At 42.1% G+C, this 14891-nt stretch carries 9 protein-coding genes; 4 read left to right on the forward strand and 5 right to left on the reverse strand.

Annotated elements, in window-relative coordinates:
• From LDO51_RS13055 to pncB, 4 genes are all read right to left on the reverse strand, one after another.
• Complete coding sequence (locus LDO51_RS13055; RefSeq protein WP_225574901.1) at positions 1–1191, reverse strand: amino acid aminotransferase; 1191 nt, start codon at positions 1189–1191, stop codon at positions 1–3.
• A gap of 393 nt (positions 1192–1584) precedes the next feature.
• Positions 1585–2676 carry a porin gene (locus LDO51_RS13060; RefSeq protein WP_282560244.1) on the reverse strand — a complete coding sequence of 364 codons (1092 nt, stop codon included), beginning with the start codon at positions 2674–2676 and terminating at the stop codon, positions 1585–1587.
• A 616-nt stretch (positions 2677–3292) separates the two neighbouring features.
• On the reverse strand, positions 3293–4693 hold the full coding sequence (asnS, locus tag LDO51_RS13065) for an asparagine--tRNA ligase (protein ID WP_225574902.1): 1401 nt from the start codon (positions 4691–4693) through the stop codon (positions 3293–3295).
• A 234-nt stretch (positions 4694–4927) separates the two neighbouring features.
• Complete coding sequence (pncB, locus tag LDO51_RS13070) at positions 4928–6142, reverse strand: nicotinate phosphoribosyltransferase (RefSeq protein ID WP_225574903.1); 1215 nt, start codon at positions 6140–6142, stop codon at positions 4928–4930.
• Between the two features lie 456 nt (positions 6143–6598).
• On the opposite strand from pncB, the gene pepN reads away from it, so the two are divergent.
• The 3 genes from pepN to LDO51_RS13085 all read left to right on the forward strand — a co-directional run bounded on the left by pepN (position 6599) and on the right by LDO51_RS13085 (position 11363).
• Entirely contained in the window at positions 6599–9217 is a 2619-nt protein-coding gene (gene pepN / locus LDO51_RS13075) for an aminopeptidase N (RefSeq protein ID WP_225574904.1), read from the forward strand.
• A 305-nt stretch (positions 9218–9522) separates the two neighbouring features.
• Positions 9523–10533 (forward strand): quinone-dependent dihydroorotate dehydrogenase, encoded by a 1011-nt coding sequence (pyrD, locus tag LDO51_RS13080; RefSeq protein WP_225574905.1) that lies wholly within the window; start codon positions 9523–9525, stop codon positions 10531–10533.
• 284 nt (positions 10534–10817) lie between these two features.
• Positions 10818–11363, forward strand: a complete 546-nt coding sequence (locus LDO51_RS13085; protein WP_225574906.1) for a cell division protein ZapC — start codon at positions 10818–10820, stop codon at positions 11361–11363.
• 196 nt (positions 11364–11559) lie between these two features.
• Here the strand turns inward: LDO51_RS13085 and LDO51_RS13090 are convergent, their stop codons facing one another.
• On the reverse strand, positions 11560–12681 hold the full coding sequence (locus LDO51_RS13090; RefSeq protein ID WP_225574907.1) for a YcbX family protein: 1122 nt from the start codon (positions 12679–12681) through the stop codon (positions 11560–11562).
• A gap of 98 nt (positions 12682–12779) precedes the next feature.
• Between LDO51_RS13090 and rlmKL the strand changes: the two genes are divergently transcribed.
• Complete coding sequence (rlmKL, locus tag LDO51_RS13095) at positions 12780–14888, forward strand: bifunctional 23S rRNA (guanine(2069)-N(7))-methyltransferase RlmK/23S rRNA (guanine(2445)-N(2))-methyltransferase RlmL (RefSeq protein ID WP_225574908.1); 2109 nt, start codon at positions 12780–12782, stop codon at positions 14886–14888.
• Positions 14889–14891 lie beyond the last annotated feature (3 nt).

The following is a 14891-nucleotide window of genomic DNA, read 5'->3' on the forward strand; positions in this document are numbered from 1 at the left end:
TTAAAGCACTTTTACTATGGCATCACACAGAGGAACCATGTTCTCTAATGTTAAACCTGCCACGTTGATACGACCAGAGCTCACGGCATAGATACCAAATTCGCTACGTAGACGCTCTACCTGCTCTTTAGTCAGCCCGCTGAAGGAGAACATCCCATTTTGGTTGATGATGAAGCTAAAGTCTTGTTTAGCGCCTTTCTCTTCCAATGTTTTAACCAGCAACTGACGCATACGTTTGATACGCTCGCGCATTGAAGTCAGTTCTTGGATCCACTCAGCTTTTAATGTTTCATCAGATAGGATAGTGGTAACCACTGCCGCACCGTGTGCTGGTGGGTTAGAGTAGTTCGCACGGATAACCGCTTTCGCTTGGCTAAATGCGCGCTCAGCGTTATCGCTATCTTTGGCGATGATGGTACAAGCACCCACACGCTCATTGTACAAACCGAAGTTTTTCGAGAATGAACTTGCCACAATCATTTCTGGGTTGTTTTTGGTGAAAATGCGTAAACCTTCTGCATCTTCATCTAAGCCTTTTGCAAAACCTTGGTAAGCGAAGTCGAATACAGGTAATAACTCTTTTTCAGCACACAGAGCAGCCAGTTGAGTCCATTGCTCTGGCGTTGGGTCAATACCGGTTGGGTTATGGCAGCAGCCATGAAGAACAATCACATCACCAGCGACCGCAGATGATAGGCTGCTGAGCATACCGTCAAAGTCCATACCGTGGTTAGCCGCATCGTAGTAATTGTAAGTCAGCACTTCTAAGCCAGCAGCTTCGAAAATATTCTTATGGTTAGGCCATGTTGGATTGCTTATCCAAACACGCTTTGCATTCGTTTGTTTCGCAATGAAATCCGCTGCGATACGCAGGGCGCCTGTACCACCTGGCGCTTGCGCCGTACGAGCACGTTGAGAGCTGATGATTTCATGGTTAGCACCAAACAGCAGCGCTTGAGTGACACGACCAAACTCCGGCATTCCACTAATCGCGAGGTAGTTTTTAGTGTTCTCGTTTTCTAGCAGGAATTTCTCTGCTTTTTTGACGGTGTCTAGAACAGGGGTTTTACCTGATTCGTCTTTGTAGACACCGATACCGAGGTTGATTTTGTTATCGCGAGGATCAGCACGGAAACTATCAGCAAGACCGAGGATAGGGTCAGCTGGGGCAGAAATGATTTTCTCAAACATATTGTCGATTCCAAAACTCTGTGGTTTAGCTGAAAAGAGGTACAACGGAAAATGTCGAGCCATCAGAGTAACTTGGAAGCGGGTTTTTGCCAATTGTTTTACTAAAAATTGGTGTGATCTTGTGAGCTAGATAGCCATTACATCAAATTTAACCAAAAATTGAGTATAGACCAGTGAGTTAATCTAATTAGTGGGATTATTAGCGAATAAGACAGCAGGCAGGTTCGATGATGGGGAGCGCTGAGAAGTTAGATTTTGGGGAATAAGGTAAGTTATCGATAAAGCTCAATCTATAAAACTTAATTTATAAAACATGAGCAATAAAAAAGCAGCGCCGAAGCGCTGCTTTCAAAAACATGATTTACTGTTTTCAGATTATCAGTTAACTGATAATTAGAATTGGTAAACTAAGCCCAGACCAACTACGTTGTCAGTCATCAGACCTTTAGCTTCAGTAAAGTCGTTGTCTTTCAGCAGGTTGATTTTGTAATCAACAACTGCAGACATGTTTTTGTTGAAGTAGTAGTAAGAACCTACAGAGATGTATTTAACCAGGTCTTCGTTACCGTAACCTTCGATGTCTTTACCTTTAGATTGGTTATAACCTAAAGATGGTTTCAGACCGAAATCGAACAGGTATTGAGCCACTAATTCAACGTTTTGAGTTTTGTTAGCAATCTCATTTTTATCACCGAAGTGAGTGGTGTTCAGTGTTTCACCGTACATAGCTGCTAAGTAAACGTTGTTAGCGTCGAATTTACCACCAACGTTCCATGCTTGAGCGCGGTCACCACGTGCAGCAGAGTTACCGTATTTTTGAGTTTCAGTACGAGCAGAGTTAGAGTAACCACCACCCAGAGTCACGCCCCAACCTAAGTCGTAAGCGGTAGAGAAACCGTAACCGTCACCGTTGTCTTTGCTAGCAGCTCCAGTACCTGATTTGTTGTCTTCAGTGTTTTTGCCTTGATATTGCAGAGCGAAGCTCAGGCCATCAGCATAACCGAACATGTTGTTGTTACGGTAAGTAGCCAGGTTACGGTTACGTGAAGTCATGAAAGTATCAGACTGAGCCATGGTGTCGCCGCCCCATAATGGGAAAACGTCGGTCCATGCGTTCGTGTCATAGATAACACCGTAGTTACGACCGTAGTCTACAGAACCGAAATCTTTGAATTTCAGACCAGCGTAAGCTAAACGGTTTTTGTTTTCGTTGTTGCCTTCACTTTTGTTAGTCTTAGTTTCCCACTCGAAACGACCAAAACCAGTTAATTGGTCATTGATCTGAGTGTCACCTTTGATGCCTAAACGAACGCGAGAATCGTCGCCTTCTTCGCCGCTCTTAGCGTCTGCGAAGTAGTGACGAACGTCAACTTTACCGTACAGGTCTAATTTGTTGCCGTCTTTGTTGTAGATTTCAGCTGCGTTTGCTGCACCAGCAGCTAACAGAGCTGGGATAACCATTGCAAGAATATTGCGTTTCATCATTATTATTACCCTCATTGGTGTTATTCGGACACCTGCCACTGCCAAAAATAATCCATAAATTTCTTTTGAACTATTTATGAGAGATTAGTGTCGTCTTTAGTCGGCGTCCAGTGTTCCATTGGTAAATAAATTTATCTACCCCCAAAATGCTACAAAAACGAAGATTCTGAAACAAATGGTAACAAGGTGTTTCTAAATGTAAAAAATTGAGTTAAAAATGACCACTCATCTTACCAGTTTAAAAAATTTTACAAAAAAGAGGGAACTTTTTTGAAAGACAAATTGAACTGTTTTCGAACGATATCATTCATTGATGAGGGAAAAATATACGGACAAATAAGAATGGCAACACGCCCAAAGCAGATTATTCTTAGTCGGAATAGGAATCGTTAATAAAAAAGCAAAAAATAGGGCAATAAAAGGAAAACTGTGACATTGCTCTCAAAATATTCAGTCAAGGGCAATGTTTAGAGAGGCATCAATATTAGCAACCCTCTGGATATAACGTTTTTGATAAAAAACGCGTAATAAATAACAAACAGTGGGGATAAAAATATCGGGCCACTCAGTGACCCGATATGAATAACCATTTAAGCCGTATGACAGGCAATTGGCATTAGAATGCTGCGTTTCTTGGGGTACGTGGGAATGGGATCACTTCACGTACGTTGCTGACGCCAGTGACGTACGCAATTAAACGCTCAAAACCAAGACCGAAACCGGAATGAGGCACAGTGCCGTAACGGCGCAGATCACGATACCACCAATAATCTTCTTTATTCATGCCCATTTCTTCTAAACGTGCATCCAGTCTATCTAAACGTTCTTCACGCTGAGAACCACCGATGATTTCGCCAATGCCAGGGGCTAAGACGTCCATCGCGGCAACGGTTTTACCGTCTTCGTTAAGGCGCATATAGAAAGCTTTGATATCTTTCGGGTAGTTTTTAACCACGACTGGTGCTTTAAAGTGTTGCTCTGCTAAGTAGCGCTCATGTTCAGAAGACATGTCGACACCCCAGTAAACTGGGTTTTCGAATTTCTGGCCGCAGGTTTCGAGAATTTTGATTGCATCGGTGTAGTCGACTTGTGCAAAATCAGAATTCACAAAACGTTCTAGACGGTTAATCACATCTTTATCAACACGCTCAGCAAAGAATTCAAGGTCATCACGGCGTTCAGTTAATGCCGCTTTGAATGCATATTTCAGCATTTTTTCAGCCAGACCCGCGATGTCATCTAAGTTAGCAAATGCCACTTCAGGCTCTAACATCCAGAATTCAGCCAAGTGGCGGCTGGTATTGGAGTTTTCAGCGCGGAAAGTTGGGCCAAAGGTGTAGATTTTGCTTAATGCTGTTGCATAAGCTTCACCGTTCAACTGACCAGAAACCGTTAAGAAGGCTTCACGACCGAAGAAATCTTCGCTGAAATCCACTTCACCTTTGTCATTACGTGGCAAGTTGTTGTAGTCCAATGTAGAAACACGGAACATTTCACCCGCGCCTTCTGTATCTGATGCCGTGATGAGTGGGGTCGATACCCAGAAGAAACCTTGCTCATCAAAGAAACGATGCAGAGCTTGCGCTAATGTGTGGCGAACACGTGCAACAGCACCGATTAAGTTGGTGCGTGGACGTAAGTGCGCGGCTTCACGTAAAAACTCGACGCTGTGGCGTTTTGCTGCCATTGGGTAAGTGTCAGGATCTTCAACCCAACCAACGACTTTTACTGCCGTTGCTTGCAATTCAAAAGATTGACCTTGACCTTGAGATTCGGCCACGACACCAGTGACTTCCACAGAGCAGCCTGTGGTTAAATGCAGGACTTCGTCATTATAATTAGATAAATTATTATTGATGATAGCCTGTAATGGGTTAAAGCATGAACCGTCATAAACGGCGAGGAAAGAAAAACCAGCTTTTGAATCTCTCCTTGTACGTACCCAGCCTTGAACGGTGACTTCTGAGCCCACCGCCACACGGCCTTGCAGTACATCGACTACAGGCGCAACGATCATAAAAATTACTCTCTTTTAAATAATATTAACGATATGAGATGACGAGTATGCATTATTGGGGTTGACTGCTTAAGAGTTTACGAAGAAACACTATATAAGAAGAAAACTCACGATAAGAAAAAGCGATAACCCGACATCTTTTCCGAAATCCCATATTTCAGGGTTAATCTGCTATGTTACTTGCCATTTGGCAGGAAACAAGTAAAAAATCGCTATCGGGTTATTAATTTGTTTTTAGCAAGCTTTTTCCATTTTAGGAAGGTCAAAGGCTTTACGTAGCTGATTCACAAATTCATCATCTTCACAGATAGTTTTTCCGGGGCTATCGGATAATTTAGCAACGGGCTTGCCATTACATTCCACCAGCTTGATAACGATATTCATCGGAACTACATTCGGAATGTTGCAAGTGAGTCTTGTACCAATACCAAACACTAAATTTATCCGTTTATGGAAATAGTGGTATAGCTCTAAGGCTTTTTGCAGGTCTAAATTGTCGGAGAACACCAGTGTTTTACTCAGTGGGTCAATGCCCAATTTCTGATAATGGGCGATGGCTTTTTCACCCCATTCAATAGGATCCCCAGAATCGTGGCGTAATCCTTGGTAACGATTAGCAAACTCGCGGTCAAAATCACGCAAGAAAGCATCCATCGTAATACAGTCGGTGAGGGCGATACCCAAATGATTTGGGTACTCATCTAGCCAGCTTTGTAAGGCTTCACGTTGGCTATTGGCGAGTTCAGGACTTATCTGTTGATGAGCTTGGAACCATTCATGGGCTTGGGTACCTACAGGCATTAAGTCCAATTCACGCGCCAATTTGTAGTTACTGGTACCCACTAAATAAGGGAATTCTTGTTTGAGCATGCTCACGATAGCTGCTTGCACTTCATAGGAAAAACGACGGCGAGTACCGAAATCCATCAACTTAAAACCAGATAGATTCAACTGGCGTTCGCTGGCTTCTTGATAAAACAGCCCCAGTAATTTGTGTAGTTGGTTAGCGGCATCATCAGCGGTAATGGTAGGGTGTCTGTCACGTTGGACAATTTCACTCACTAGCGCCAATAGAGGGACTTCCCACATAATCACTTCGCGCCATGGACCACTGATTCGCATTGCCAGTTGACCATTATCCGCGACGCTGACGACAACTTGCTCAGGATTAAAGCGGAATGTTTTTAGCCACGAGAGGTAGTCTTCGGTGAAAAAGGGCAGAGTACGCAGGTACTGATATTCATCATCCGAAAGAGAAAGCTGTGCCATCAATTGGATCTGTTGTTCAATCTCATTGGCATAGGCACCTAAAATATCACTGCTACGGCAACGAAATTCAGCGACAACGGGGACTTGGTTGTAGCGGTGAAAAACGGCTTGCTGCATATGAAGCTTATAAGCATCGGTATCCAGCAGTGATGTAATAATCGGTGTTACGTCTAAATTCATGCGCGCAGAGTTCCTCGCGGAGCTGACTAATTGCTAAATCGTTAAAGTTGAAAAAGTATACCCGCTTTAACAAAAGATAGAAATTTTATTCTATCTGTATGTTGTTGGAAGATAATTCAACTTTAATCCACCCAATTAACTGTTGAGCTAAACGTGTTCAATATTATTCTTTTATATAGGCATCTTTTATTTACTATTAGATAACATACTAAGAACAATAATCACCGAATGATACTAACATGTAAATTTAGATTTAATAGATCTATAGCACCAACAGGCAAACCGTACGCTCACAAAGTTGGATACTACTCTCATAAATTTGATGGGGAATAATAGAAAAACATCGTAATTTGTGATGAAAATGTTTCTCAAGTCCATTCACATTAGTTCATCTTATAGTATTGTATGCAGTAGAAAGAGACTATGACACGGATATAACGATTAAAAAGGTTACCTATGACTCAGTTAAGACAAGCGAAATATCGTCAAGATTATCAAGCACCTGATTATACAATTACAGAAATATCCCTTGATTTTGACCTTGATCCCGCCAAAACCAAAGTGACCGCGATCAGTAAGGTAAAACGCCTTAATCCGCAATCTTCCACCTTAGAATTATTTGGTGAAGATTTAACTCTTATTAGCCTTGAAGTCGATGGTAAAGCGTGGACAAACTATAAAGAAGAATCCGGCAAGCTTATCATTGAATCGCTACCAGACGCGTTTACACTGAGTATTGTTAATGAGATTAGCCCTGAAAAAAACAGTGCGTTAGAAGGTTTATATGTTTCTGGTGAAGCTTTATGTACTCAGTGTGAGGCAGAAGGTTTCCGCCACATTACTTATTACCAAGATCGCCCCGATGTTTTAGCGCGTTACACCACCAAAATTACAGCAGACAAATCCCGCTATCCTTATTTACTTTCTAACGGTAACCGCATCGCGGAAGGTGAATTGGACGATGGCCGCCACTGGGTAAAATGGGAAGACCCATTCCCGAAACCAAGCTATTTATTTGCATTGGTCGCGGGGGACTTTGATGTTTTACGCGATGAGTTTGTGACTCGTACGGGTCGCAAAGTCGCATTAGAGCTGTTTGTTGATAAAGGCAACTTAGACCGTGCGCCATGGGCCATGAAATCCCTGCAAAATGCAATGAAATGGGACGAAGAGCGTTTCGGTTTAGAATATGACCTTGATATTTATATGATTGTTGCCGTTGATTTCTTTAATATGGGCGCAATGGAAAATAAAGGTCTGAACGTATTTAACTCGAAGTACGTTTTAGCGAAAAGCGAAACTGCCACAGATAAAGATTATCTGAATATTGAATCTGTGATTGGTCACGAATATTTCCATAACTGGACAGGTAACCGTATTACTTGCCGTGACTGGTTCCAATTAAGCCTAAAAGAAGGACTGACAGTTTTCCGTGATCAGGAATTTAGTTCAGATTTAGGTTCGCGTTCAGTCAATCGTATTAATAATGTCAAAGTCATGCGTGCGGCGCAGTTTGCGGAAGATGCAAGCCCAATGGCTCACCCAATTCGCCCTGAAAAAGTGATTGAAATGAACAACTTTTATACACTGACAGTGTATGAAAAAGGATCTGAAGTCATCCGCATGATCCACACTTTGCTCGGAGAAGAAATGTTCCAAGCAGGGATCCAACTGTATGTTCATCGCCATGATGGCAGCGCTGCAACCTGTGATGATTTTGTGCAGGCAATGGAAGATGCATCGAACGTGGATTTATCCCTGTTCCGTCGCTGGTATAGCCAATCAGGAACGCCAGTGCTGACTGTTCGTGATGAATATTCCCCTGAGAAGCAACAATATACGCTGCATGTTAGCCAAATGACGCCACCAACTGCCGACCAAGCAGAAAAACAGCCTCTGCATATTCCATTGGATATCGAACTGTATGGGGAAGATGGTGCGGTGATCCCGCTTAAGCGTGATGGCAGTTTGGTGAACTCAGTCTTAAATGTCACTCAAGCATCACAAAGTTTTGTGTTTGACCATGTGACTTCTCGCCCGGTTCCTTCTTTATTACGTGAATTTTCTGCACCAGTAAAATTGGATTACCCATATACGGATGCACAACTGGCATTTTTAATGCAGCATGCGAGCAATGAATTTTCTCGCTGGGATGCGGCGCAGCAACTGATTAATAACTACGCCAAAATTAATGTGGAAAAACTGCATAAAGGGGAAGCGTTGATTTTGCCTGAGCATGTTGTGGATGCATTCCGCGCCGTGTTACTCAGTGACAATATTGACCCTGCATTAGCGGCTTTAATTTTGACTTTGCCTTCAGAAAATGAAATTGCGGAGCTGTTTACCGTTATTGATCCTGTGGCAATCCATAAAGCGATTGATTTTATCCATTCAACGCTAGCGAATGAAATGCACGATGAGTTCTTAACGGTGTATCGTTCGATTAATATTGATGGATATCGTGTTGATCACGGGGATATTGCTTTGCGTTCACTGCGTAATACTTGCTTGCAATATTTAGCAGCTGCGGACGACCGTGAGTTAGCAAATAAGCTAGTGGAAGCTCAATACCGCAGTGCGGATAATATGACAGATTCATTAGCCGCATTAACCGCTGCAAACGAAGCGGGCTTGCCATGTCACGCTGAGCTGATGACTGATTTTGACGATCGCTGGCACCATGATGGCTTGGTAATGGACAAATGGTTTACGCTGCAAGGTACCAATCCAGCTAAAAACACACTGGCAAAAGTCCGTGAATTATTAAATCATCGATCATTTAGCATGACTAACCCGAATCGTGTACGTGCATTAGTGGGTTCATTTACGGCGGGTAATCCAGTGAACTTCCACGCGGAAGATAGCAGCGGTTATCAATTCCTGTATGAGATCTTAGTGGATCTAAATACTCGTAACCCACAAGTGGCATCGCGATTAATTGAGCCATTAATCCGTTTTAAACGTTATGATGCGAAGCGCCAAGGTTTAATGCGCGAGGTTCTGGAAAAACTGAAAGGGTTAGAGAATCTCTCTGGGGATCTGTTTGAGAAGATAACCAAAGCGCTAGAAAGCTAATTCTTAGGATAGTAGGCAGTTAATTCTTAGAATAAATGCATGTAAGCCCTTAGATTTTCGAGTCTAAGGGCTTTTTTATGGTAGAAGATCAAAACAATTAGCACTTTTAGTGATATTTTCATGGATTATTACCCCACAGTTGGGGTAGCATATGTGCCGTTTTATCAAGCCAATCTCACTTGTATACTCACAAACCCTATTTGGTAAAACAGGTTTGGGGGTATTTTTGCACGCGCTGAGTTTGAGTGTGTCGTGTAGAGAAATGCATATTCAATCGTACTTAGACAGAAAGTAGGTTAATAGCTATGTTATATCACCTTGCCCGAAAGGCACTGTTTCAGCTCGACCCGGAAAAGGCCCATGAATTAACGTTTCGTCAGCTTCAGCGTTTAAATCACTCTCCTCTCCAATTCCTCCTTCGTCAATCTATTGCAACCAAACCCGTTACCTGTATGGGACTCTCCTTTAAAAATCCATTAGGCCTAGCCGCAGGACTCGACAAAAATGGCGAGTGCATTGATGCGTTTGGTGCTATGGGATTTGGTTTTTTAGAAATTGGGACCGTTACACCACGTCCTCAAGATGGAAATGACAAACCAAGATTATTCAGAGTTGTTGAAGCGGAAGGGATTATTAACCGCATGGGTTTCAACAATAAAGGGGTTGATAACCTTGTTGAGAACGTTAAAAAATCAACTTACGGCGGGATTATCGGGATTAATATTGGTAAGAATAAAGATACGCCCGTTGAGCATGGTAAAGACGATTATTTAATTTGTATGGATAAAGTGTATGCCCACGCTGGGTATATCGCGATTAATATTTCATCACCAAACACCCCTGGATTACGCACATTACAATATGGGGAAGCGCTGGATGATTTATTAAGTGGCATTAAAGAGAAGCAATTAGCACTGCAATCACTCCATCAAAAATATGTTCCTGTTGCGGTCAAAATCGCACCGGATTTAACTGAAGAAGAAATTGTGCAAGTTGCTGACAGTTTAGTGAGACATAATATCGACGGTGTTATTGCTACAAACACCACATTAGATCGTTCTTTAGTTCAAGGTTTAAATTACTGTAATGAAGCAGGTGGTTTAAGTGGGCGTCCGGTGCAATTAAAAAGTACCCAAGTCATTAAGCTTATTTCCCGTGAATTAAATGGACGGTTACCAATTATTGGTGTTGGTGGTATTGATTCATTAACTGCAGCCAGAGAAAAAATGGAAGCAGGAGCATCATTAGTCCAAATTTATTCTGGTTTTATTTATCATGGGCCAAAATTAATAAAGGATATTGTTAATCACATCTAAAAAATGGTGATTAATTATACAAGGGGGTTTATTTATTCCCCCTTTTATCCTATATTAAGGTTGAACATAATTTATATCCATTAAATGACAAGTTATACATGTAGTTTTTGCTCATCTGGTTAATTCGTTATTAAAAAGTCGACATTGAAGTTTGCTTATATTGATCAGTCTATCGTGTATCTTTTTTTTAAAGTTTTAGGATATAACAGAGGTATGTTTAAAGGGATCTTAATAAAGGATCCAAACAAAGCTTATTTGCTTGTAACATCGCTAAAGGATCGTTTATGAATATTAAACCTGATGATCATTGGCGTTGGTATTTTGATCGTGACCATGACAGAGTGATGTTAGATCTCGCCAACGGCATGATATTTCGGTCTTGTTTTCCAGCTAAAATGTTGACTGTTTCTGCACAAAATGAAATGCCTTTTAGTATTGAAGATGCAGCAGAGTTTTATGTGTTTGATGAGCAAGCCAAGAGATTAAATATTAGTTATGAAGAGAGAGCGGAATTAGTCTTAAATAGCCTAGTTGCTTACCGCTTTTTAAAGCCGCAAATGCCAAAAAGTTGGTATTTTTCCAGTTTCCATTTTATGAGCACGCCAGAACGCGGTCAGTTAATTCAGGTATGCTTAGAAAATACCAATGTATATTCAACATTTATTATTGCAGAAGCGGGTGACTCAGCAAGCTTGTGTTTATTGGCGGAACCTTTATTAGAATTACCAGATCGTACTTTACGATTCTGTGATCCAATTAAGATCATGAATGATCGTATGATGCATTATCAATCGAGAACCAAGCGCCTATTATATGGAAACGCCATATAATTGATCGTTGATGATCATACTCGTATTTTGATTGCGTTTATGCGGAATAAAGTTTCCCATGCAAAATAAATAAAATGAAAAAATAGGCATAAGAAAATTTATACGATAAATGCAGCTGAAGAATATGGGAAGAATTTATCTTTAATTAAGAGCCTCAACTAAAAAATTATTTTCTTAGTTGAGGCTTTATTTTTATTTAATCAGCTTGATTAAAAGCAAGTTTGATGGCAGTTTTTGGAATACAGCTACAAGCTAAAATATCCCCATTATCTTTGATAGCGCTTTGTTTCAGTGGGGTGACTTCCCCTTCAAGCAGTGAAATCCGGCAACGTCCACAAATTCCCGCACGGCATGAATAAGGAATTGAAAGCCCATGAGATTCAAGCTGTTCAAGGATCACATGCTCTGTGTTTCCACTATATTCTATCTCTTCAAAAACTAGGTTTACGGTGGTTGGAGTTGGCTTTGTAGCCTGAGCAATAGGCGCTTCTCTATCACGTAATGGATACTGTTTTGGCTGCTTAGTTTCTAATACGGTGAGGGTATCCCCTACGCGGATGATCCCCGTATTTTCGATTAATACATTTTGCCCAAAATCTACATCACCGGAGTCATCCATACGGAAGGTTTGTAGTGTGGCGAGCGGTTCTGCTTGTGGATGCTTGATCCCTTTTTCTGGGCTGACGGTGGTCAAAATACAGCGGCTACAAGGTTTATCTAAGGTGAAGATCACATCACCAATTTGAATACGTTTCCAGCTATCTTCTTCGAACGGCTTCGCGCCGGTAATAATTAAGTTACCGCGAAATTGTTCGAGTTTTACGCTGGCAGGGCAGCGGCGTTGCAGCTCTTGTACTGAGGCTTCATTGATAAGTAAAAATGGGTAGCCATCGGCGAAAGATAAGGGAATGTTTTGGTGCTTTTTGACTCGGCGAGATAATTCAGGACTTAACCATCTTAGTTGGACTGGTTCGTCAAAAAAGCTGCTTAACCAACTATTTATCTCATCAGGTGCAATAAGTGCATGAAAATGATTGCCCCAAACTTCTGTAGGACTCTGCTTCTCATTAAAGTCCTGATACAATACGGTGGCGCTTTCACCATTAGGTGCTTTTAGATAAAGCCCATTATTGAGCATAGCCGGGGTAAATAATAACATCTGCGGATATTTACGCGCAGTGATAAACTTACCTTCTAATGTGGTGACCATAAAGTTACGATCAAACGTCAATCCGCTGATATCAGCGTAACCATGAGATAGACGAATGCCCCTCATTGACTTGACTGGGTGTGTATACAGGCGCGAAAGCGTAATCATTTTTTAATCCTATAATTGTTGTGCAGCAACTTTATGACAAGTGCATGAGATTAGCTATAATGCGCAACAATTTTTCATCGAAATCGGTAATAAATACTATGAATTTTCTGTTTGCCAGCACAGCTCGAGGCCTGGAAGAACTACTGAAAACTGAATTGGAAGCGCTAGGCGCTAGCCAGTGCAAAGTGGCACAAGGGGGCGTCTATTTCCAGGCTGATGACCGTGTGATGTATCAAAGTCTGCTGTGGAGTCGACTGGCATCCCGTATTTTATTACCGCTGAATGATTTTGATGTCTATAGCGACCTTGATTTATATCTGGGTGTTCAAGCGATTGATTGGTCCGAAATCTTCGATGTGAATGACACATTTGTGGTGCATTTCACCGGAACCAACGAAGAGATCCGCAATAGCCAGTACGGGGCATTAAAAGTGAAAGATGCCATTGTTGACAGCTTTGTGCGTAAGTTAGACCAGCGCCCGAACGTTGCTCGCCAAGAAGCTGATATTCGCATTAACGTCTACCTGAATAAAGAACGCGCAAGCGTGGCACTCGACTTGAGCGGTGATTCACTGCACATTCGTGGTTATCGTGACCTTGCAGGGCAAGCGCCATTAAAAGAGACGTTAGCGGCAGCGATTATTAGCCGTTCAGGTTGGCAGAAAAATACTCCGATGGTCGACCCAATGTGTGGTTCTGGAACGCTATTAATTGAAGCGGCAATGATTGCAGCGGATAGAGCGCCGGGGTTATATCGCCAGCATTGGGGATTCAATGCATGGTTGAAACATAACCCTGAATTATGGCGTGAAGTTGTCACAGAAGCTCAGGTACGTTTCCGTCAAGGCTTAAAAGATACCACTTCCCGTTTCTATGGTTTTGATATTGATAAACGCGTGCTGGATATGGCACGTGCCAATGCTCGTCGTGCAGGATTGCAAGATTTAATTACCTTCAATCACGGTGATGCTGCGGCACTGGAAAATCCAGTTAAAACAGATATCAAGGGAACCATTATCAGTAACCCGCCATACGGTGAGCGTCTGGAAAGTGAACCTGCATTAATCGCATTACATAGCCAATTTGGTCGTATTGTTAAAGCGCGCTTCCCTGGTTGGCGTTTATCGATTTTCAGTGCATCCCCTGAATTATTAAGCTGCTTACAGTTACGTTCTGAGCGAGAATTTAAAGCGAAAAATGGTCCATTAGATTGCGTACAGAAAAACTATCAATTAGCGGAAACGCCATCAGAAACTATTGCGGAAATTTCCCCAGATTTTGCTAACCGTTTACGTAAAAACCAGAAAAAACTGGCGAAATGGGCGAAGCAGCAAGGTATTGAATGTTATCGCCTGTATGATGCAGATTTACCTGAATACAATGTGGCTGTCGATGTTTATGGTGACAAAGTGGTGATTCAAGAATACGCCCCGCCAAAAACCGTTGATGAGCGTAAAGCACGTCAGCGTTTGTTCGATGTGATCACTGCAACGATGAACGTCCTTGAGTTAACCTCGAATCAGTTAGTATTGAAAACGCGTCAGCGTCAAAAAGGTAAACAACAGTACGAAAAATTAGCGCAGAAAGATGATTTCTTCTTAGTGAATGAATATAACGCTAAATTGTTAGTTAACTTGACTGACTATCTGGATACTGGGTTATTCCTCGACCACCGTATTGCTCGTCGTATGTTAGGTGAAATGAGCCGTGGTAAGGACTTCTTAAATCTCTTTTGCTACACCGGTACTGCCACCGTTCACGCGGGGCTAGGTGGTGCGAAGAGCACAACCTCTGTGGATATGTCTCGTACCTATTTAGAGTGGGCAGAGAAAAACTTGCAAGCTAACCAGCTTACAGGTCGCCAGCACCGTTTAATGCAAGCGGATTGTTTGAATTGGTTAGCCAACACCGACGAGCAATTTGACTTGATTTTCATCGATCCACCGACGTTCTCAAACTCGAAACGTATGGATGGAACCTTTGACGTTCAACGTGACCATGTGCAATTGATCACCCATTTGAAACGCATGCTGCGTCGCGGTGGAACTGTGATGTTCTCCAACAACAAACGCGGGTTCAAAATGGATCTCGAAGCACTGACTGAACTTGGCCTAAAAGCACAAGAAATCACCGCTAAGACACTGTCGGAAGACTTCGCGCGTAACCGTCAAATTCACAACTGCTGGTTAATTAGCCACGCAGAGTAAGGA

The organism is Providencia alcalifaciens, assembly GCF_020271745.1.
Classification (GTDB): Bacteria; Pseudomonadota; Gammaproteobacteria; order Enterobacterales; family Enterobacteriaceae; genus Providencia; species Providencia alcalifaciens_B.

Excerpts from the sequence above, each read along its gene's own strand:
- pyrD (WP_225574905.1), top strand. The coding sequence starts at position 9,523 with ATGTTATATCACCTTGCCCGAAAGGCACTGTTTCAGCTCGACCCGGAA.
- pepN (WP_225574904.1), top strand. The coding sequence starts at position 6,599 with ATGACTCAGTTAAGACAAGCGAAATATCGTCAAGATTATCAAGCACCT.
- LDO51_RS13060 (WP_282560244.1), bottom strand. The coding sequence starts at position 2,676 with ATGATGAAACGCAATATTCTTGCAATGGTTATCCCAGCTCTGTTAGCT.
- asnS (WP_225574902.1), bottom strand. The coding sequence starts at position 4,693 with ATGATCGTTGCGCCTGTAGTCGATGTACTGCAAGGCCGTGTGGCGGTG.
- LDO51_RS13090 (WP_225574907.1), bottom strand. The coding sequence starts at position 12,681 with ATGATTACGCTTTCGCGCCTGTATACACACCCAGTCAAGTCAATGAGG.
- LDO51_RS13055 (WP_225574901.1), bottom strand. The coding sequence starts at position 1,191 with ATGTTTGAGAAAATCATTTCTGCCCCAGCTGACCCTATCCTCGGTCTT.
- LDO51_RS13085 (WP_225574906.1), top strand. The coding sequence starts at position 10,818 with ATGAATATTAAACCTGATGATCATTGGCGTTGGTATTTTGATCGTGAC.
- rlmKL (WP_225574908.1), top strand. The coding sequence starts at position 12,780 with ATGAATTTTCTGTTTGCCAGCACAGCTCGAGGCCTGGAAGAACTACTG.
- pncB (WP_225574903.1), bottom strand. The coding sequence starts at position 6,142 with ATGAATTTAGACGTAACACCGATTATTACATCACTGCTGGATACCGAT.